This window comes from Corynebacterium sp. UMB10321, from assembly GCF_030228725.1.
Classification (GTDB): Bacteria; Actinomycetota; Actinomycetes; order Mycobacteriales; family Mycobacteriaceae; genus Corynebacterium; species Corynebacterium pseudogenitalium.
Genome location: NZ_JASOZC010000001.1, coordinates 485336 through 506195, shown reverse-complemented (window position 1 = coordinate 506195; position 20860 = coordinate 485336). Strand labels below are relative to the sequence as shown.

Sequence of the window (20860 nt, the reverse complement as noted above, 5' to 3'; positions counted from 1 at the left end):
TGACCCTAGTGCACCAGCTAGTGCACCAAATGGCGATCCGATCACAAAATGAAGAAGGCCCCTACCAGCGTTTCCACTGGTAGGGGCCTTATCTTAGTAGCGGGGGCTGGATTCGAACCAACGACCTCTGGGTTATGAGCCCAGCGAGCTACCGAGCTGCTCCACCCCGCGTCGGGTGATATTTGATTTTCACCTGCTGCCTTAACGGGCAACGAGTGATAACTATACGCATACCTCTTTCAAACACCAAATCCCCTGCGCACCTCACGGATTCGCAGGGGATTCAGGCTGTCACACGGGAAGGGTTACATGCTCTGGTATTCCTTCACGGCGCGGTCCAGCTCGTCGAGCGCCTTGCCGTACTCCTCGAAGGAGCCGTTGCGTGCGCCTTCCAGGTTGCGCAGCGCGTCGTTGATGTTGTTCAGCGCCTCGTCCTTGTTACCGGCAGCTGCTGGTGCTGGGGTCTCGGCCTTCTCGCCGTCGGCTGGTGCTTCCTCGGCTGGCTTCGTGTTGCCCTTGTCGTCGACGATGTCGATGTCCTGGGCGGCCTCAGAGTGAATGCCAACCTGCTTCAGCGCCTGGGAGATCGTCGGCGCATAGCCGACCTGGCCGCGGTAGAACACGAGCACGCGCAGCAGCTTCGGGAAGGCCGATGCCTGGTCCTTGCGCTGCGAGTAAATCGGCTCCACGTAAAGGATCTCTCCTCCGCCGACCGGCAGGGTGAGCAGGTTACCGTTCTTCAGGTCGTTGGTGCCCTGCCACAGGGTGCGGTCGCGCGCCACCTGGTCAGAGGACATTAAGGCATCCTGCGCCTGCTTCGGGCCCTGAGTCTGCGTGTTGGTTGGCAGCACGCGGACGGTGATCTGGCCGTAGTTCTCCGGGTCGGAGGACACGGACATGTGCGCGGAGAGGAACTCGCGGTTCAGGCCACGGAACGGCGTGATCAGCTGGAAGGAAGGCTGGTTGGTCTCCGGGTCGCCGGCGACGACGTAGTACGGAGGCTGGTTGAGCTCCTTGCGGCCTTCCGGCGCGGTCGGGTCGTTCGGCACGGACCAGAAGGCGTCGTTGTTGAAGAACACGCCTGGGTCGTTCACGTGGTAGCGAGCCAGCAGTTCACGCTGGACCTTGAACAGGTCCTCCGGGTAACGCAGGTGGTCGCGCAGCGAATCGGAGATGTCACTTGCCGGGCGCACGGTGCCCGGGAACGCGCCCATCCACGCCTTGAGCACCGGGTCGTTCTCGTCGAATGCGTAGAGGTCCACCGTGCCGTCGTAGGCGTCAACGGTCGCCTTGACGGAGTTGCGGATGTAGCCGACGTTGTTGTTCAGCAGGCGCTGCGTAGTCCCGTCTGGGTTCAGCGCGTCCTGCGTCGTATCGGTCAGCGATTCGCGCGTTGCGTACGGCAGCTGGGACAGCGTGGTGTAGCCGTCCACAATCCACTTGATCTTGCCGTCGATCACGGCCGGGTAGGTCTTGGAGTCGGTGGTCAGCCACGGCGCGACCTTCTCAACGCGCTCGCGTGGGTCACGGTCGTAGAGAATCTTCGACTCGGAGCCAACACGGTCAGACAGCAGGAACTTTAGCTCCTGGTACTTCGCGGAGTACGCGATGCGGTTGACCCAGTTGCCGATGTTGACGCCACCTTCACCCTGGTAGGTGTAGGTGGAGCTGTCCGTGTCATACTCGACGGGGCCCTGGCCGTTATCGCCGACGATGGCGTAGTCCAGGCCGTCGTTCGCAGAGGCGATCACCGGGCCGTAGTAGACGCGCGGCTCGTCGACCTGGATGCCCAGCTCGTCTGCCTGGTCCTTCTCAGCAGCGATCGCGTTGGTCTGCAAATCGGAAACGGTGAAGATCGGCAGACCACCACGGGTGGAGCCTGCGTCCTGCGCGGCCTCGTCAACGCGGTTCGCCTGCGCTGCAATGAAGCCGTTGCCGTGGGTGTACACGGTGTGGCGGTTGATCCAGTCACGCTGGTTTTCGCGCAGCGCGTTCGGGTCCATCTCGCGGGCCGCGACGACGAAGTCGCGCATCTTGCCGTCAACCTCGTAGCGGTCCATCGCCAGCTGGTCCGGGAAGCCGTAGAAGTTACGCAGCTGCTGGTTCTGGGTAAAGGTCGGTGAAATGATCTCCGGGTCCAGCAGGCGAATGTTGCTGATCGTGGCAGCGTCGTCCGCAACCTTATCGTTGGAGACCTTTTCCGCGCCCCAGTTGTCCTGGTATTTCACCTGCTCGTCGGTCAAGCCGAACGCGTAGCGGGTGGCCTCAATATTGCGGGCGATGTACTCGGCTTCCTTCGACTGGCGGTTCGGCTTGACCGAGAACTGCTCCAGCAGCGCCGGCCACACACCGCCGACTACGAGCGAGGACACAAGCATCAGCACCGCGGCCAGCACAGGAACGCGGAAGTCCTTATATACAACGGACGCGAAGAACGCCGCTGCGACGAGCACCGCGATGACCGTCAGGATCACCTTGGCCGGCAGCGACGCGTTGACCGTGGTGTAGGACGCACCGGTGAAGATGTCGTTCTGGGAGTACAGCAGGGTGTAGCGCTCCAGCCAGTAGCTAACTGCCTTGAGCACCATCCACAGGCCCGCGGTCACGGCAAGCTGCACGCGAGCGGACGTCGAAATGTGGCCCGGCACCCCGCTGACCTTATTGCCGATGCGGATGCCGCCCAGCAAGTAGTGGCCCACCGCGCCAACGATGAAGGCGACGAGCAGCAGGAGCGAGAGGCCGTCGATAATCGCGGTGATACCCGGCAGTGCGAAGGCGTAGAACCCGAGGTCCTTGCCAAACTGCGGATCATCCACGCCGAAGGATTCCCCGTTGAACCACAGCATGAACGTGCGCCACAGGCGCTGCCCTGCCAGGCCGGAGAAGACCGCGATCACCACCGGAACCCACACCAAGAGCGTGCGAACGCCCTGCTGCAAGTTGACCTGGGTCCGCGTGTCGCCGACAACGGCTTCAAAGCTCAAGGCTTCTTTTGTGCGGCCGCGCCACGCAAGCCACGCGGCGAGGTAGGTGATCAGCGCGCCAACGGCGGCAAAAATAACAAACAACACCACTCGCGCCACGATGACGCGGTTGAAGACCCCACGGAAATCAAGCTCCCCGAACCAAAGAAAATCGGTGTAGAGACCGATCAGGATCGGGATGCAAAACAGCAATACACCGAGGACACCAATGGTGATGGCAAGTCCGGAGTTCTGTTTCTTCGCGTGGGGCTGTGGTTGGCTGAGGCGGGTGGCCAAATCCTGCTCCTTCGAAATAGTCTTAGTACGCGTATTAAGGTTCTACCTTAAAAAGTGTAACGCCTGAACTGACAGAAGGGTTCCCGTGCTCAACCAACAAGCATTAAATAAGGCCATGTCCGAAGCCGTCGAGTTCGTGCACGCGGAAGGCTGGGACCAAGGGCCAACGCTCTTCGCACTCGTGCCCTCCTCCCTGCTTGTGGACGAGCTCGAGCAACTCGAGGTTGACGACGCCTCTTCGCCCCTGACCCTCGTCGTGCAGGACAACCTGCCGGACAACATCCGCCCCGGCTCCGAGGAGCTGGCGGAGTACGTGGCACGTATCGCCTGGCCACACGCGGTGGAGGGAGCCGTGCTGGCACAGGAGATCATGTTCCGGGACACCAGCAGCGACGACCCCTCGCCGCGCCCGGCGCGCCTCTTCTCCGGTGTGTTGCGCGAGGAGGGCATCGAGCAGACGCTGCTGCAGATGCGCCTAACCGAGGAGGAGCTGGAGGAGCGCGGCCTGTTCGCCCAGGATGATATTGAGCTTCGCGGTGGGCCTAACGTGGCGCCGAATGTTATTGCTGCGTTACGCTACGGTTTGGAACAAGACCCTGATGAGCTGTCCTAAGAGGTTAAAGGAGCACAACGTGGCTACATTTTCGAGCGTTTGGCGTCGGCGCGTCGGTACGCCAGCGGTGCTGGCGATGGCGCTGGTGGTAGCCACCGCGTGCGGTGGCAAGGACGAGCCATCGGAGGAACCGACCACGACGGAGGCGCCGACCACCTCCGCTGAGACCACGGAGTCGCCTTCGCCGTCGGAGTCTGAGGCTGAGTCCGCGGAGGCTACGACGGAGGGGACGTCAACAAGCACTACGAGCACTGCGAAGAAAGACGATAACGGCGTTGCTGAGGTCGCCAAGCAGTTCTCGACGCTCGCTCCGCCCGAGTTCTTCGAAAAGCTAGACAGCTGCACCCCGACCGGCCTCCCGGACGCGTTCGATTGCAGCAGCTCCGAGATGGGCCAGTTCCAGTTCATGGAGTCCGAGTCCGTCGCCACCACGAGTACGCAGGTGCTCACCGAGCTGCGCTCGAGCGAGGTCGTGGAGGACACCGGCCGTTTCGTGGTCGGCTGGTCCACGGTTGGGTCCTCCGCCGTGGTGACCGTCATTGATAATGACAAGGGCCAGATTATGAAGCAGCTGCTCACCATGGACCGCGAAGGCCCGCGCGAACACATCTACAAGCTCGGGCTGGCGAAGCGCCCGGAGGGCGCCACCACCCCTGCGGAGGCAACCACCTCCACCGAGTCTGAGTCCTAGCTGCAGCTGCGCACCGGCTGGCCGTGGGCGAACGCGTCCATGGCCTTCACGGCGTCATCAAGCGTTTTGACTGCCGCGACCTGCATCTCCCCGCTGTCCGTGCGCATGACTTCCGCGCAGTTGCCCTCGGGCGCGAGGAAAAGCTCCGCGCCTGCGTCGCGGGCACCTGCGATCTTGTGGGAGATGCCGCCGATCGGGCCGACCTCCCCCGACTCATCAATCGTGCCGGTGCCGGCCACGAACTTCCCGCCGTTGAGCAGACCCGGCGAAAGCTTATCGATCACCGCCAGCGAGAACATCATCCCGGCACTCGGCCCGCCCACATCGTTAAGGTTGTAGGTCACCTGCACGCCGTCGGCCGGAGCGGACGTCATCAAGATCCCCAACATGGGCACCTTCGCATCCTCCGGATTCGCGCCGAGGGTGATCTCCTCCGTGTGCGGCGTGCCGTCACGCAACACGTCGACGCTGAGCCGGTCGCCGGGGGCGTGCTCGCGCACGATCTGCTGCACCTCCCGCGGCTGTGAGACGTCCTTCCCCCCGACCTTCGTGATGATGTCTGCCGCCTGCAGCGCACCGTTCGCGGCGCTGCCCTCCATCACCTCGTGAACCACCACTGTCGTCGGGCGGCCGAGGTAGTTCATCGCGGCGATCGTCGCCGCCGACTCCGAAGCAACGAATGCCTCCTGGTTGCGCTGCTTCATCTCCTCCCGGTTCGTATTCGGAGGCATGATCTGCTCCAGCGGCACAATCGTGTCATCCGTGGTGATCCAGCGGGTCAGCGCCTGCACCAGCGTCATATTGGTGCGCACGGACACCGTGGTCATGTTGAGGTTGCCCTCCGTTTTGTCAGAGTCCGCGCCCTCGATCTCAACAACGGGCACGCCCTCAACATCGCCGAGCGTGTTAAACGTCGGCCCCGGCCCCTGCGCCGCGTACGGCACGGCCAGGGAGATATCGGTGCCAGGAATATGGTCGAGGCTCAGCGCCGCGGCCAGCACCGCAAGGGGGATGGCGCCCCACACAATCGTGGCGAGGCGGCGGCTGCGCGGCTGTGCCTGTGCTTGTTCTTGCTCGGCGTTCATCACGCCCACAAATCTTAGATGTTCGCCCACAGCGTTGCGATTTTCCAGCTTGCAGCCGACACAACCTGCGCACACGACTGTAGGGTGGTGCCTATGAGTAATGGATTCGGATTTACCTTCCCCAACAACGACAACGACGGTGACAACGGTGACGACGAGCGTCGCAACCAGCAGAACAACCCGTTCGCCGCGTTCGGGTTCGGGGGCAACGTTGGCGGTGGCCAAGGTGGCTTGGGCGATATTTTGAACCAGTTCGGGCAGATGCTCTCCGGCATGGGCTCGACGATGAACGCCCGCACAGAGGGCGAATCCGTGAACTTCGAAATGGCGCTGCGCATGGCACGCCAGCACGTCGGCGACAAGGCTGCGGTCTCCGCGGGGGATCGCACCGCGGTTGAGGAGTCTGTACGCCTCGCCGACCTTTGGCTTGACGACGCCACTACGCTTCCTTCCGCGAACGCCCAGCCGCGCACGTGGAATGCGGACGACTGGCTGGTTGAGACCATGCCGATGTGGAAGCGCCTGGTCAACCCCGTTGCGGAGCAGATGAACCGCGCACAGCGAGACACCATGCCCGCCGAGGCCCGCGAGATGATGGGCCCGATGGTCGGCATGATGGAACAGATGAACGCCATGAACTTCGGCGTCAAGCTCGGCCACGCCCTCGGTGATCTTGCCGAGCAAGCCCTGACCGGCTCCGACTTCGGCCTGCCCGTCGCCCCCGCAGGCGTGACAGCCATCTTGCCGAAGAACGTCACCGCCGCCGCCAAGGGTCTCGAGATCCCCGGCCAGGAGGTCCTGGTCTACATCGTGGCCCGCGAAGCAGCCCGCCAGCGCCTGTTCAAGCACGTGCCGTGGCTCGTCGAGCGCCTCGTCTCCTCCGTTGAGGAGTACGCGGCAGGCCTGGAGATCGATACCTCTCAGCTCGAGGAGATGGCCCGCGGCCTGAACCTGGAAAGCGGCGACCCGCAGGCCATCCAGGAGGCGCTGCAGCAGCTTGAGGGCGCGGACCTCTCCCCGCGTGTGACCTCCCGCAACGCGTCCGCAACCGCCCGCCTGGAGACGCTGCTCGCGCTCGTCGAGGGCTGGGTCGACGTCGTCACCGACGCTTCCCTGGCAGACCGTATCCCGTCGACGCCGCAGCTCGCCGAGGCGTGGAACCGTCGCCGCGCAACGGGTGGCTCCGCCGAGCGCGCGTTCGCGAACGTCGTCGGCATCGAGCTGGGCGCCCCGAAGGTCCGCGAGGCCGCTGAGCTGTGGCGCCGCGTCGAAACCGCCGTGGGTCAGGTCCGCCGCGACCAGATTTGGGACCACCCGGACTTCCTGCCGGCCCCTGAGCACCTGGCCAACCCGGCGGCGTTCATCGACACCCTGCTGGACGATTCCTCCGACGACAACTTCGACGAAGAGCTCGCGCGCCTGGAAGAGGAGCTGCGCAAGAACGACGAGGACTAGCCTTCCCCGCCGAACCGCTGGTAGGCCTCAAGGTAGCCCTTCGCGCGTTCCGCGAGGGGCGCTTTGTCTGCCCACTCCCAGAACTTCGGGCCGTGCCCCGGGATGAAGGTGTGCGTCAGCTCGTGCACGATCACCGCGTCGAGGACGTAGCCCGGCACGTGCTGCAGCCTGTCACTGATCCGAATCGTGCCCGTTGACGGGGTGCAGCTTCCCCACCGCTTCGTCTGGTTCGACACCCACCGTATCGAGCCCACTTTCGCCCGCCCCTCAAGCACCTGCTCGTTGAGCACCTCCGCGCGCGCCTGAAGGTCGGCGTCGCTGACGTGCTGGTGGCGAGTCTTCTTCCGGATCTTTCGCAGCATCTCGGCCACCGCCTCGCGCTCCTCGCGCTCGCTGAACCGGGCTGGGATGCGTACTTCCACGACGCCGTCGATAAGCCGGGCCTGCACTGTGCGTGTGCGCCGCGGCGAGCGAATCACCCGATACTCAAACTCCGACTCCTGCATGCCGAAGATTGTATGCTGTACAACCGACACAGCTTAAGGGGCACGAGGGGGAAGCATGTGTAACCAGTCGGATACTGTCATTGCGCTGGCCATGGGGGTACAGATACTCAGCAGGGGCCCGCACGCGCTGCAATTCGGCCTCGACGCCACACGCAGCGGCATCATCGAAGTCGGCGACGCCCGCGCAGTCGCCGCGGTGCTCGACTCGCTGTCCACACCGCGGCCACTGCCCGAGGTGGTTCGGCGGCTGGCGGTCTCCATGGACGCGGATGCGGCGCGCAGCCTCATCCAGGACCTCATCGCCTACCGCGTCCTCGTCGAAGTCTCCCGCCCGGAGGTACTGCTGATCGGCACCTCAACGCTTGCGAACACGCTGGTAGAAACACTGCGTGCCAGCGGCATCCACGTGCGCTCCCCCGAGCCCACCCAGCCACTGTCCCGCTTTCTTTTCGACGCCCCCTCGCCCCTCCCGCTCATCATCGTCGACCAGGCGCACCGCACCCGGGCGCTTGCCGCGTACACCCGGCACCGCACCGGCCCCGTGCTTCCGGTCCTGCAGATCGACACCCGCGTCCTCATCGGCCCCTACGCCGTCGGTGTGGAAGGCCCATGCCTGATCTGCCGCGAACACTACCTGCTTGAGCGCGACCCACAGTGGGCAGCGATCGCCGCCGCGGCACCCGCCGGCGTGCGCAACCCGGACCCGGTCGTAATCCAGGCAGGCGTGGCCGCCGCAGCAACCATGACCAGGCGGATCTGCCAGCTGCCGGACCCGCCGGGCGTATCCGCCCCGGACCCCCGCACCGGCGACACCCTGCTTGTGGACCCCTTCAACCGCACCCCACTCAAGACGCTTCGCCTGCAGCCACACCCCGACTGCCCGCTGTGCTTCTAGGTGGTTTGTCGCGGCTAGCGGAACTCCGCCAACGTTTCCAGAACCTCGGCGCCGTAGCGCTCCACCTTCACCGGACCCACCCCCGACACGGCGAGCAGGCCCTGCTCGTCCTCCGGCATAGTCTCCGCGATGGCGAGCAGGGTGGCGTCGGAAAACACCATGTAGGCGGGCTGCTTCGCCGCGCGCGACGTTTTGAGCCGCCAGCGCTTGAGCGCCTGGTAGACGTCCTCGTCGATGTCGGCGTCGCAATCCTGGTGCCGACCAAGCGCCTTGTCCGCCGGGGCGAAGAGCACGTTGCCGCACACCCGGCAACGGCGGGTCTGCTTCAGCCGCTGCGGGGTTTCCTCCGCCTCAAGCTCGGGCACCAAACCGTCCAGGAAGCGCGAGCGCGAGCGCGACTTCCTGCCGCCCTCCTGCCTGGCCAGCGCCCACGACAGCTGCAGGTGCTCCCGGGCGCGCGTCACACCAACGTAGAAGAGCCTGCGCTCCTCCTCGATGTTCTCGTCGCCCGCCTTGATCGCGTGCGAGATCGGCAGCGTATTTTCCACCAGGCCAACGAGGAAGACGGCGTCCCACTCCAGGCCCTTCGCCGCGTGCAAGCTGGCGAGCGTGACCCCGTCAATCGCCGGCGGCTGCTTCGCCTCCGCGCGCTGACGCAGCGAACGCAGTACGTCCTCCAGGCTCGAGGCCTCCTTGGTGTGCACGATCTCCTCGATGAGGTCCACGAGTGCGCGCAGCCCCTGCCAACGCTCCCGTGCCTGGGCACCCTCCGGCTCCGTCGGCGTCAACCCGAGCGGCGCGAACGCCGCCTTCGCCACCACCACCGGGTCATCCGGCAAGTCGTGGCGCCTGGTTGCCGCGACGAGCGCCTGCAGCGCCTCGCGGATCTCGCCGCGCTGGAAGAAGCCCTCCCCACCGCGCACCTGGTAGACGATACCCGCGTCCGCGAGCGCGGCTTCAAACGCCGCCGACTGCGCATTAATCCGGTACAGCACCGCGATCTCCTTGGCAGGTACCCCGGAATCAATCAGGCGCTGTACCGCCGCGGCGACCTCGCGGGCCTCCGTCGGCTCGTCGTCGTAGGCGTGGAACGTCGGCTGCGGTCCGGACTCTCGCATACCGATCAGCTCAAGCCTGGTCCCCGAGGCCCTGCCCGTCGCGCGTGAAATCACCGCGTTGGCCAGCTCTGTGATTTCGGGTGTCGAGCGGTAGTCGCGCTGCAGCTTCACCACAGTGCCGTGCTCGTAGGTTCGCGAGAAGTTCAGCAGGTAGTCCGGGGTCGCGCCGGTAAAGGAGTAAATCGTCTGGTTCGCATCCCCCACCACCGTCAGGTCATCGCGCTGCCCAAGCCAGCCCTCCAGCACGCGCTGCTGCAGCGGAGTCACGTCCTGGTACTCGTCAACCACGAAGGACTGATACTGGGAGCGGAACTCCTCCGCCACCGCGGGCGCGTTCTCCAGGGCACCCGCGACGTGCAGGAGCAAGTCGTCGAAGTCGATGAGCATGCCTTCCGGGCTCGTCTTCGCTTCCTCGTACAGCCGGTAGACCTCCGCGACCTTCTTCGGATCCGTCGGCGGAGTTCGGTTGGTATCCGCGATGCGGTCCACGTAGTCCTGCGCGCCGATCACGCTCGCCTTCGCCCACTCAATCTCGCTCAGTAGGTCGCGGACCATCTCCTTATCTGACTCCAGCCCGGCTGCGCGAGCCGCCCTCCCCACCAGCGGGAACTTGTTGTCCAGCAGCCGCCACGGCAGATCCCCCGCAATCTGCGGCCAGAAGTAGCGCAGCTGCCGCATCGCCGCCGAGTGGAACGTGCGCGCCTGCACGCCGCCAATGCCCATCGTGCGCAGACGGTCGCGCATCTCCCCTGCCGCACGCTGCGTAAACGTCACCGCCAGCACCCGGTTCGGGCTCACCGTGCCCTGATCAATCATGTGCGCGATGCGGTACGTAATCGTGCGAGTCTTACCCGTTCCGGCACCAGCCAGGATGCACACCGGGCCACGAGGAGCGGTCGCTGCAATCCGCTGATCCTCATCCAGCAAGCTCAGATCTACAGCCACTTACGTTCCTCTCCGTTTCTCGTTGAACTCTCCACGAGCCCATTGGTCAATCATCCGCCGCGCAATCGTCCCCGGCACCGCCAGCGTGACAGTGCCCAGCTCGTCGCGGCGCAGCCAGCGCAGCTGCGTCAGCTCCCCATCCAAGGGGCCCACAGCATCAACATCACTTGTCGACGCCACCATCCCCAACATCAGCGCACCCGACAGCGCCCACGGCTGCGACCCAACATAGCGCACGCCCCCGACACGACGCCCCGTTTCCTCCCACACCTCACGCGCGAAGGCGTCCTCGATGGTCTCGCCGACATCGATGTATCCCGCGATCAGCGTGAAGTAGCCCGGGCGGCGCGCGTTCTCCCCAAACAAAATCCGCTCCCCGTCCGTCGACTGCACCACCCCGATCACCGACGGGTCAATGCGCGGAAACAACGGCTTCCCGCTGGCGCCACGCGCGACAACGCCGCCCTCGCCCCAGGCGACTTCGCTGCCGTCGCGCGGGTCGAAGCTCAGCTGACGCTGGTTGCGCAGCAGGCCGAACCCGCGCGCAACCAGGTACTCGCTTGCGTGACTGCGGCAGGTGCCGAAGCGCTCGCCCATCGCCTCAAGCTGCGCCTCGCTCACCAGCACCGCCCACACATCGTCGCCGACGTGCACCGTGTTCTCGGCGTGGGGTTGGGCGGAGTGGGCGTCGAAAAGTGTGGGCGTGTCATCAGCTCCAAGCACAAACCTGCCGGCGGCATCGAAGGCAATGAACCGCTTCATAGGCCGCCTACTCCGTCGGACGCGTGCGCTCAGTCAGCGGGGTCGGCTGCGTCATCTGCACGAACAGCAGGCGGTCGCCGGGCTCAACCGTCTCGGCCTCCGGGGCGTCGATGCGGTAGAGCTCGCCGGAGCGCACCACACCCAGCACAATGTCGGCGAGGTGACGCGGGTTCGCTCCGACCTCGTCGTCCGCGATCGGGCGCTCCGCAACCGCGAAGCCCTCGTCCGGGCTGAGCAGGTCCTCCATCATCTCCACCACAGGTGGCGTGACCGTCGCAATGCCCAGCAGGCGGCCCGCCGTTTCAGAGGAGACCACCACCGAGTCCGCGCCCGACTGCATCAGCAAGTGCTGATTCTCACTCTCACGGACGCTGGCAACGATCATGGCGCTCGGCGCCAACTCACGGACAGACAGCGTGACCAACACCGCGGTATCGTCCGAGGACGGCGCCACCACAACTGAGCGCGCACGCGCCACACCCGCGACCTTCAGCACGCTCGAGCGAGTGCCGTTGCCGTGGACGGTGACAAGGCCGCGCTTCTCGGCGTTCGACAGCACCACGGCGTCATCATCAACAACAACGATGTTGCCCGGCGCGGTACCGCCCGCGAGCAGCGCATCCACCGCGGACCTGCCCTTCGTGCCGTAGCCGATAACGATGGTGTGATTACGCACTGTTCTCCTCCATTGCTGAATCTGTAGCGTCTTGCGGGAATCCTCCGTCAACACCGACAACGTCGTACCGACCAAAAGCATCAGGAATGCCACACGACACGGCGTGATGACCAAGATATTCATCAGGCGCGCGCTTTGCGTCACCGGCGTGATATCGCCGTAGCCGGTCGTTGAGAGCGAAACCGCCGAATAGTACAGGGCGTCGATAAAGGTCAGTGGCTCGGTGTACCCCTCTTTGTCGAAGTAGACCACCGTCGCCACGGCCAACACCAACATGGCCGCGTAGCCGAAGCGCCTTGCCATCAACGCCCATGGAGTGGTGCGTTCCGCCGACGGAATCCGAACGACATCCAGCAGGGTGTGCACCGGTATTTCCGACGGATCCGCATCCGCACGGAACCGGTCACTCCATGACAACGCAAACGGCAGTTTCACTCCGCTATCCTTCCTCGCTACTACGGCGTGAAACTGTACCGGAAGTTGCGCCGTTTGCTGCATCTTCCAACAACTTCGTCAGCTGCTGCGCATCCGGAAGCTCCGTCGCGGTGAAGTCCTTTCCATCGCGGACGTAGAAGAACACGGCCTTCACTGGGCGGCCGTCGTTGGCGATTCGCTTCCACGCCTCCGTGTACACGGCAAGCTGCAGCTTCGCTGCCTCCATCGCCGCACCCACCGGGCGGTTGCCGGTCTTCCAGTCCACCACGACCCAGCCGTCGCCGTCCGCAAAGACCGCGTCCATGCGGCCGCGCACCACCGCCTTGCCGAGCGCCAGCTCAAACGGGCACTCCACGTGCGTCGGCGTCTTCGACGCCCAGTGGCTGCTCTCGAAGTTGGCTTTCAGTCGCTTGAGCGTCGAGGGATCTACCTCAAACTCGCCCATGCCCGGCAGCTCGTCCTCAGTGAGCAGCGGGTGCGCACCGTAGAAATCCTCGATCCACTCGTGGAATGCGGTGCCGCGCTTCGCGTACTGGTTCGGCTTGAACGGCACCGGGCGACGTGCCCGGCGCGCGAACTGTTCCACGTCCGCCTGCATGGCCACCACATCCGAGGCGGTCAGCTCACCAGGCAGCATGACGGGCACGTCCGGCGACTGCACCGCCTTGTGCTCCTCAATGAGCGCGGTGGCGTCGCGCTCCCACAGCTCGTAGAGTTCGCCGGCCGCGGGCGCGATTTCAGTCTCGAGCGCGCCCCTGACCAGCTCACTCGGGCGAGTGGCCTGACTACTGGCAGCGTGCGCCGCTTCGTAGGACTGCACAGGCCACGTGCCGACGGCCACCTCCGGCTGCTGTACCGTTTTCTCCGCATCCTCGTCCTCGACCTGCTCCGGCAGCTCGAGGCCCTCGAACGCCGCGAAGTGCTCGTACGGCCCGTTCGTATTCTTTTTGCCGCCCAGAGAGATGTTCGACCCGGTAAGCAACAGCCTGTTTTCCGTACGTGTGATAGCCACGTAGAACAGGCGCGCCTGCTCCTCAGCGAGATCCTCGCCGATGTGCTTGCGCCACGCATTGGCAGCGTTCTTAAACTGCGTGCGGTGCTCTACCTCTGCGAACTCCTCGTAGATGTCCGGGTCACCGAACGTCTCAGGCTGCAGGAATGGGATCTGGGCGAGGAAGGTCTCAATCTTTGAGCTGTAGGTGTCCTTATCCGCGTGCAACACAGCGACGGTATCCCACTCCAGGCCCTTCGCCTTGTGCACCGTCAAGATCTGCACGCGGTCCCCGCGCACGGTGACGTTGCCCGGCGCAAGCCCGTCCTCCTGCTGCTTCGCCAACTCGAAGTAGTCCAGCAGCGCTTCCACGCTCGTGCCCGGGTACTCCTCGACGTAGTGCAGCAGCTGGTCCAAGTGCACCGTGCCTGCCGACGAGCGCCGCGCCAGCACCTCAACGCGAATACCGAAGACCTCGATGATGTCCGCGAACAAGTCACTGAGCCGCTTGCCCAGCGAATTGCGCCGCAGCTGTCGCAGCCGCGACGCCAGCAGCTGCAGGCGCTTGTAGCCTTCCTCGCTGTAGCGCTCTGGCTCGCCCAGGTCCGCCACCGCGTCCGCCAGGCCCGCGGGCTTCGCCGACTGCATCTTCAGCGCCTCCGCCTCGAGTGCAAGCTGCGTCAGCTCCTCGATGAGGCGCTCCTCCGGGTCCGCGGGCACTGGCCTGGCTGCTTCCTCCTCCGCGACCGGGCCGTCCGCGCGGGCTTGCAGGTTCTTGGCACGTGCGGCGAGCGCCTCCATATCCGCTAGCCCGAGCCCGACCGACGGCCCACCCAGCACGCGCAGTGCCGCCTCAGAATCCTCGGGGCGGACCAACATCGTGGCCACAGCCAACGTGTCCTGCACCTCCGGGGTATCCAGCAGGCCGCCGAGCCCCACGATCTCATACGGCACACCACGGGCCTCAAGCGCCTGGGCGATCGGCTGCGCATGCCTGTTCTTCCTGGTCAGCACCGCGGCCGAGAGCTTACCGCCCTGCTCAAACTGCTGCTGCAGCGCGTCGGCAACGAACTCAATTTCTTCCTCCTCCCGCTGGAAGAACTGCATCTCCACGTCGCCTGCCGCAGCGTCCTTGCGTGGCTCCAGAGGCGCGACGGCACGATCTTCCCCGCTGCCAAGGATCGCGGTGGAGACCTGGTTCGCCATCTCAAGCACCTTGCTCGGGTTACGCCAGGAGATGGTGAGCTGCTTCTTCTGCGCCGGCACACCGCCCGCGGCAGGGAAATCCTCCACGAATGCCGCGAGGTTTTCCGACGTCGCCCCGCGCCAGCCGTAGATTGCCTGCATCGGGTCGCCCACCGCAGTCACCGTCAACGTGGGGTCCTGGCCCTCGCCAAACAGGCTGCGCAGCAACACTCGTTGCGAATGCGAGGTGTCCTGGTACTCGTCGAGCATGACCACGCGGTACTTCTGCCGCTGCGCAGCACCGACGGACGCGTGCTGCTCCGCGAGCGTGGCCGCAATGTTCATTTGCTCGTTGAACGTGACCACACCACGCTCACGCAGCGCCGCGTTAAGCTCCTCAACCAGCGGCAACATCAACTGGCGCTGGCGCTGCTTGTTGCGCCACCCCGTCATGGTCTTGCAGAATTCGGTTTTGCTCCGCGGCGACTTCGGTAGCGATTCCGTCTCTTTCAGGAAGATCTCCGCGGCCTCGTAAATATCGTTTGGGTCTGCCAGGGCGTTGCCCATCGCCGTGGTGAGCTTCAGTAGGTCCTCCACCACTGTGCTCATCGCGGGGGCAGGGGCACCTTCCGCGATGAGTGGTTTGTTGTAATTGCTCACGACTTCGACGGCGATCGCATGCAGCTCAGCCTGCGTAATCAGGCGCGCGTCCGGCTCTACCGGGACGAGCAGCCCGTAGTCGCGAACGAGCTCGCCCGCGTACGAGTCGTACGTAGCAACAGTCGGCGCGATAACCTCCAGGCTTTCCGCCAGCGCGCCCGAAGGATCGAGCTCCCGTACGAGCTCCCGGTGACGAGCCAACGCCTGCAGCCGGTTCCGGATCCGCTGCCCCAGCTCGCGGGCCGCCTTGCGGGTAAACGTCAAGCCGAGGACTTCCTCCGGCCGCACATACCCGTTGGCGACGAGCCATACCACGCGGTCCGCCATCGTCTTCGTCTTGCCCGCGCCAGCACCGGCCACGACCAGCATCGGCCCCGGCTCGGCACCAATCACGTCGGCCTGCTGGCTACTAGGGGGAAATGCGTCCCCGAGCGCCTGGAAGAGTTCCTGGGGTGTGAAATCAGCCATTGTAAATCATCGTCCCTTCGATCTGGACCGGGCACAGCGCGCGCACAGCGCAGTAATCGCAGTGCTTGCCCGCCTGCGCTTCGAGTTGCGGCCCTGTTGTCTTGCCGGGCAGCGGTGCAATGAGTTCGGTGAAGTACTCGAGTTCTTCCTCTTCTTTGCGCGGTTGCTCGCGCGTGGTTGCGGCGTTCGTTCCGTGCTTCGAGTACACGAGCGCCGCCCCACCAACGTCCAGGCCCTCTTGCCCATCGGTGGACGTCACAACACGAAGATCGTCGCCCTCACCGATGAGTTGCCCATGGCTCAGCGCAAGCTGGTACGCCATAAGCTGCTCGCACTCCTTCGCGCTATCTACGGAGAGCATCGTCGAGCCAGTCTTCAGGTCAACGATGTGCACGCTGCCGCTTTCTTCCTTATCCAGCCGGTCGGCTCGCCCGCGGATATGGACGTCTTCTGCGACCTGGACGGAGATCGGCACCTCCATGCCCACAACCTCGAACTTCTTCGCGCGGTTTTCCCACCACTTGTTGGTTCGCTCCAGCATCGCCTCGAAGTCGCGGACTTGGGCCTCGGCCTGCCACACGGGGGCGTCAACAATCGCGCGGTACGTGGCCAGCGTGTGCATCCGCGCCTGCTCTTCCGGCACGCCTCGGCCGAGCGCCTCGAAGTAGGCGTGCACGATCGATCCGATCACCATCGGCATCGAGCTATCAAAACCGAGAGTGCGCTCGAGCACCGAGCTCATCGGGCACTTCAACAGCGCCTCAATCCTCGACGGCGACAGCGAACGCTGCCCTTCAACGGGCTCATCCGTCGAAGGCTCCGTGGTGGTCCACCACTGCTCCGGGTCCGCAAGCGGCACCCCGGCCTCCACCAACCGCGCAATCTGGCGCGCGGCCTGGCGTCGGTCTGCCTCCGTACTGTGTTCCTCGTCTGCGAGTGTGCGGCGTAGCTCCCCCAGGAAATCATCGCGGGACAGTACGCGCACAACCGTGGCCTCCGCACCGCCATCCCCAGCCGCGGCGTCCTCCGCGGACAGCGTCACCAGCTGCGGGGATATGCCGGTTTCCTCGCAGAGCTCCTCAATGAACCGGGACGGCTCGATGACCTCCTCGCCGTCAGTCTGGTCGACGGCCGTGACCAGGACGCGCTCCGTCGCGCGGGTCAACGCCACGTGGAACAGGCGACGCTCCTCCTCGAGGCGCTCGCGCAAGTGCGACACCGGGGTAGCGGGATCCACGTCGTGGTCAACCAGGTCCACCAGATCCTGCTGGCCGAAAATCGAGCCGGTCTCGCCCAGGCTCGGCCACTCGAGATCCTGCACACCGGCAACGACAACACGGCTAAACTGCCTGCCCACCGCACCATGCGCAGTCAACAGCGCCACTGCGTCCGGCGTGGCCGCTCGGCGATCGCGCACACCGGTGGGCAGTTCCTGCTCCAACATGCTGTTCACGAACAGCTCGAGCCCACCCTGGGTTTTACGCTCGGTGAAGTCACCGGCGGCGTCGAATAACGCCATGACCGCATCCAGATCCCGGTCAGCCTGCGAGCCCGTCGTGCCGCCCCGAAGCGCAACCGCAGTGAGGTGATCTGCCAAACCCGTGGCGTTCCACAGCGCCCACAACACCTCCTCGACGCTGCCGTCAGCGTCGTAGACCTCCCTGGCGGCATCCAACACCTGACGGATGCGGTGCAGCATCTGCAGCTCACGGTCAGTGAGTACCTCGCCGAAGTCCGGCAGCTCTGCCTTGGAAACAACAAGGTCACGCAGCGTTTCCTCCGCACGCGCCTCTGGTTTCCAACGCCGCAGGCCGCGCAACAGGCGGCGCAGCGTCACCGGGTCCGTACCACCGATGGGCCCAAGCAGCAGGTCGCGCCACTGCTCAACCGTCAGCGGTGTGTACAGCGACTGCAACCCAAGCAGCAGCGAGGCAACAATGCGTTGCTCGCTGAGCACCACATCCGTCGGATTCAGGGCTACCGGCACGCCCGCGTGCAACAGCGCGCGGCGGAATGGCTCAATCATCCCTGACGAACGCACAATGACCGCCATATCCCGAAACGCGACCTCCTCCTCGAGGTGCGCGCGACGAAGTGCGTCCGCCACCGCCGCGAGCTGCGCCGTCGGCGTCTGCGCTAGCGCCACCGAGACCTCCGGCGCACGCCGCGTCTGCCCCAAGTCAATCACCGTGTGCTCAAGGCCCCCCAGCGTGGCAAAGAACTCCGGGCTTGCCCCGCGGAACTGGTAGACGGACTGATCCAAGTCACCACCCACAACCCCGAGTGTGGCCCCCTGCAGCAGGCGCTGCACGAACTTTGCCGCCGCGGGCGAGAGATGCTGGGCGTCGTCCACAATCACGGTGTGCCACGTCCGTCCCAACGGCACGTCGAGCGCCCTGGCAATCAGCTCGGATGCCGAGTAACGCACCGTCCCGGTCAGCGCCATGACCTGCTGGTATTCCTCCAAAAAGTCGCCGGCCGCGCTCCAAATCCCCTGCCCGTAGCGGGCTCCGAGCACCTTGAGCTGCTCAGCGTCCAGCCCGCGCTCAATCGCGCGCAGCAAAAAGTCACGCAGCTGGCGCGCAAAGCCCACCATCGGCAATGCCGGGCGCAGCTCAGCAGGCCAGCTCCCCCGGCCATCCTCGGCGTGCCCCTGCAGCAATTGGCGGATGACCGCGTCCTGCTCCGCGCCAGAAATCAGGCGCAGCTGTTCCTGCTGCTCCCGCAGCACGGCAAACGCCAGGGAGTGCACGGAGCGAACCATCGGGCCGTCGGCAACAAAGTCAGTATCAGCGAGCCGCTCCGAAATCTCCGCCCTGATCCGCGCGGCGGACTCCTTCGAATCCGTCAAGAACAAGACGCCCTCCGCGTCCGACTGCCGCTTCGCCGACGCCACAAACGTATCGATGAGAAAGCTGGTCACCCCCGAACCCGCCTGGCCGGTTACCTTCCATAACCCCTCGGTGGGAAGTGGCTGCGACCACGTTCTATCGTGCGCTTGGCGTTCGCGCGGGACTAAAAACGCGCGGGGTGTGGTGGACTGCTGGTCATTCATGCCCACCATTGTGGCATGCTAGCGGGACATAAGGAGCTCGGAAACCTCCGAAAACTTCGAACGCGCGTTCGCATTCTGGAACGTTCCGTCGTGCTGCGCCATCCGCATCCGGAAATCCAACGCGCGCCCCGCCAGGAACACAAGGTCCGGAATGTGGGACCAGCGCTCCACGATTCGCGGATCGACAGCCCCGGCGAGCAGGGCGTCGACAATTACGACGGCAGCCGAGTACCCCCTCGGGCGAAGCCGCGCCGAAGGCACAAGATCCGTCAACACGGGCGCGGCATAGCCCGAAAACAGCGTGTGGGAGAGCACGTCCACGTGCGCCACGCACAGCCCCTCAGCACTGGCATCCTCGTGGCCCTTCCACGCACCGCGATCCGCCTCTGCGATCACGTCAGAGCTATCGCGTTCGGGCAGCTCCTGCGCCACCTCGGCCTGCTGCAGCGCGCGCTCCAGCGCAAGCGCCGCCGCCACGGCCTCATCCACGCGGGCCGCCGGCGCACCCGGCGAGAACTCGTTGGCCACGAAGCCAGCCACCACGAAGCGCCCGTCCGTCGCACGCACCGGGCGCGCAACATGCACCCCCTCAAGGTGGTCAGCGATGCGCTCACGCACCTTGCCCGACCACGCCGCCGTCGGCGCAGCCTGCGAAATCACAATGCGCCCAAATTTCTTCGCCTCACCCCAGGCAACATCAGGTGCCGACACCGACTCCCCATCAACCTGAAACGCCGACAACACATGCTCGGGAATAGTCACAGCGCAGCTCGCCTTCCTCTCGTCTGTCTCTACCTACAGCACTTACAACACTGCCGGGCGCGGGTACGGCCACGGGTTCGACCTGCAGGTGTCCTGGTTATCCGGGTACACCTCTTCCTTATCAAAGGAGTACAGCTGCGCATTGTTCAAGCTCAGCGTCTGCTGCATCATCACCGGCGCCAGCACGCCATTTTCCGGGCACGGCTCGTGGTGCGCGAAGCCGAGCGCATGGCCAACCTCGTGATTGATCAGGTACTGGCGGTAGCGACCCAGATCCCCCTCATACGGCGCAGCGCCCCGGACCCAGCGGGCCTCGTTCAAAATGACCGTGTCCTCGCCGGTCACGCGGGTGCGGCAGCTGGTCTCCATTTCAAGGTGCACGCCGCACAGCTCTCGTGTTGTCGCCGCGGACGCGAGCCGAATCCTCAGCGATGGCTCATCGGCCGCCGTGACGTGTTCAAACCGGAAGCGCGGGTCGTTGGTCCAGCCACGGGGGTCGCTCAAGGTGGCGTCGACAAGCGCGGCGACGGCCTCATTGCCCCCGTACAGTGCCGTATCGAGCCCATGCTCCACCTCGACAACAAAGCGAACCGTGAGCTCATCCCCCTTGCCAGCCTGCATCCCAGGGTGGCCAACCTCGTAAAAGGTGCCCTCGCCAGTCTCCGTGAACGGACCTCCCGGCGGCAACTGCAGTACGTCCTGCTGGCCTTCCGGCAGCACACTCACCGTGCGCGAGGCCTCGTCACCGTCAGGCTGCTCGACCGCGCTGTCACCAGCGCTTCCCGCAAACACCTCCCCGTCGGGGTTTTGCAGCATGTTCACAATCACGAACACCGTCAGCACAGCCAACACCGGAATCGCGTAGGCGCGCCACCCGTACTCGCGGGCGAAGCGCACAAGCCGACCCTCCGCTTCCGGGTCTACCGCGGTGAACTCACCGTCGTCCTCAAAGTCCCAATCCTCGAAAACGTCGGTGTCGTGATTGTTCTTCATGGTCGTAAATGTAGCGGGTTTTAACGCATGAACCCAACGGAACGAGCCTGCGCAGAGCCAAGCTCAACGTACGCAATCTTCTCGGTGCGCACCAAGTACTTCTTTCCCTTGTCATCCTCCAGCGTCACCGTCGGAGTTTGGTCCTCAATCGCCTGCTTCACCGTATTGAGCACATTCTCATGCCCCTCAGCAATCGCGATGGAGAGCTCACGTGCGGTGTCTGCAAGACCGATCTTGATATCCATATGTTCGTTTCCGTCCTTATCGTTGTTCATCTTCACGGATGTCAATCCATTGTAACGGCC

Annotated in this window: 15 protein-coding genes and 1 tRNA gene; 4 read left to right on the top strand and 12 right to left on the bottom strand. The window is 64.8% G+C overall.

Going from position 1 to position 20860, the window contains the following annotated elements; translation table 11 throughout:
* Positions 1 to 97: 97 nt before the first annotated feature.
* Positions 98 to 171, bottom strand: a tRNA-Met gene (locus tag QP752_RS02450).
* Between the two features lie 134 nt (positions 172 to 305).
* Positions 306 to 3260, bottom strand: a complete 2955-nt coding sequence (locus QP752_RS02445; protein WP_284804239.1) for a UPF0182 family protein — start codon at positions 3258 to 3260, stop codon at positions 306 to 308.
* A gap of 115 nt (positions 3261 to 3375) precedes the next feature.
* Here QP752_RS02445 and QP752_RS02440 point away from each other — a divergent pair, with 115 nt between their 5' ends.
* Positions 3376 to 3873: a PPA1309 family protein gene (locus QP752_RS02440; protein ID WP_256001015.1), complete on the top strand. Its 498-nt coding sequence runs from the start codon at positions 3376 to 3378 to the stop codon at positions 3871 to 3873.
* A gap of 19 nt (positions 3874 to 3892) precedes the next feature.
* Positions 3893 to 4564 (top strand): hypothetical protein, encoded by a 672-nt coding sequence (locus QP752_RS02435; RefSeq protein ID WP_284804237.1) that lies wholly within the window; start codon positions 3893 to 3895, stop codon positions 4562 to 4564.
* Here QP752_RS02435 and QP752_RS02430 read toward each other — a convergent pair.
* The gene (locus QP752_RS02430) at positions 4561 to 5649 is read right to left on the bottom strand and encodes a PDZ domain-containing protein (RefSeq protein ID WP_284804335.1); all 1089 of its coding nucleotides are present in this window, start codon (positions 5647 to 5649) and stop codon (positions 4561 to 4563) included. The two genes, QP752_RS02435 and QP752_RS02430, sit on opposite strands and share 4 nt — an antisense overlap.
* Positions 5650 to 5742: 93 nt before the next feature.
* Between QP752_RS02430 and QP752_RS02425 the strand changes: the two genes are divergently transcribed.
* On the top strand, positions 5743 to 7104 hold the full coding sequence (locus tag QP752_RS02425) for a zinc-dependent metalloprotease (protein WP_256060150.1): 1362 nt from the start codon (positions 5743 to 5745) through the stop codon (positions 7102 to 7104).
* Here the strand turns inward: QP752_RS02425 and QP752_RS02420 are convergent.
* Complete coding sequence (locus tag QP752_RS02420; protein WP_256001005.1) at positions 7101 to 7610, bottom strand: M48 family metallopeptidase; 510 nt, start codon at positions 7608 to 7610, stop codon at positions 7101 to 7103. The genes QP752_RS02425 and QP752_RS02420 overlap by 4 nt on opposite strands.
* Before the next feature lie 55 nt (positions 7611 to 7665).
* Between QP752_RS02420 and QP752_RS02415 the strand changes: the two genes are divergently transcribed.
* A complete protein-coding gene (locus tag QP752_RS02415) occupies positions 7666 to 8505 on the top strand; it encodes a hypothetical protein (RefSeq protein WP_256060149.1) in 840 nt (279 codons plus the stop codon).
* A gap of 14 nt (positions 8506 to 8519) precedes the next feature.
* Here QP752_RS02415 and QP752_RS02410 read toward each other — a convergent pair whose 3' ends face one another.
* The 8 genes from QP752_RS02410 to QP752_RS02375 are packed head-to-tail and all read right to left on the bottom strand — an operon-like array spanning position 8520 to position 20830.
* Entirely contained in the window at positions 8520 to 10568 is a 2049-nt protein-coding gene (locus QP752_RS02410) for an ATP-dependent DNA helicase UvrD2 (RefSeq protein ID WP_284804229.1), read from the bottom strand.
* Positions 10569 to 11330 carry an NAD(+) diphosphatase gene (locus QP752_RS02405; RefSeq protein ID WP_284804228.1) on the bottom strand — a complete coding sequence of 254 codons (762 nt, stop codon included), beginning with the start codon at positions 11328 to 11330 and terminating at the stop codon, positions 10569 to 10571.
* A gap of 7 nt (positions 11331 to 11337) precedes the next feature.
* Positions 11338 to 12441, bottom strand: a complete 1104-nt coding sequence (locus QP752_RS02400) for a TrkA family potassium uptake protein (RefSeq protein WP_070362930.1) — start codon at positions 12439 to 12441, stop codon at positions 11338 to 11340.
* 4 nt (positions 12442 to 12445) lie between these two features.
* Positions 12446 to 15745 carry an ATP-dependent helicase gene (locus tag QP752_RS02395; protein ID WP_284804226.1) on the bottom strand — a complete coding sequence of 1100 codons (3300 nt, stop codon included), beginning with the start codon at positions 15743 to 15745 and terminating at the stop codon, positions 12446 to 12448.
* Positions 15738 to 18800 carry an ATP-dependent DNA helicase gene (locus tag QP752_RS02390; protein WP_284804225.1) on the bottom strand — a complete coding sequence of 1021 codons (3063 nt, stop codon included), beginning with the start codon at positions 18798 to 18800 and terminating at the stop codon, positions 15738 to 15740. The genes QP752_RS02395 and QP752_RS02390 overlap by 8 nt, the downstream gene beginning before the upstream one ends.
* A gap of 18 nt (positions 18801 to 18818) precedes the next feature.
* Entirely contained in the window at positions 18819 to 19562 is a 744-nt protein-coding gene (locus QP752_RS02385) for a hypothetical protein (RefSeq protein ID WP_070362933.1), read from the bottom strand.
* 42 nt (positions 19563 to 19604) lie between these two features.
* Positions 19605 to 20555: a DUF3152 domain-containing protein gene (locus QP752_RS02380; protein WP_284804224.1), complete on the bottom strand. Its 951-nt coding sequence runs from the start codon at positions 20553 to 20555 to the stop codon at positions 19605 to 19607.
* A 20-nt stretch (positions 20556 to 20575) separates the two neighbouring features.
* A complete protein-coding gene (locus tag QP752_RS02375) occupies positions 20576 to 20830 on the bottom strand; it encodes a DUF3107 domain-containing protein (RefSeq protein WP_240492734.1) in 255 nt (84 codons plus the stop codon).
* Positions 20831 to 20860: the final 30 nt, after the last annotated feature.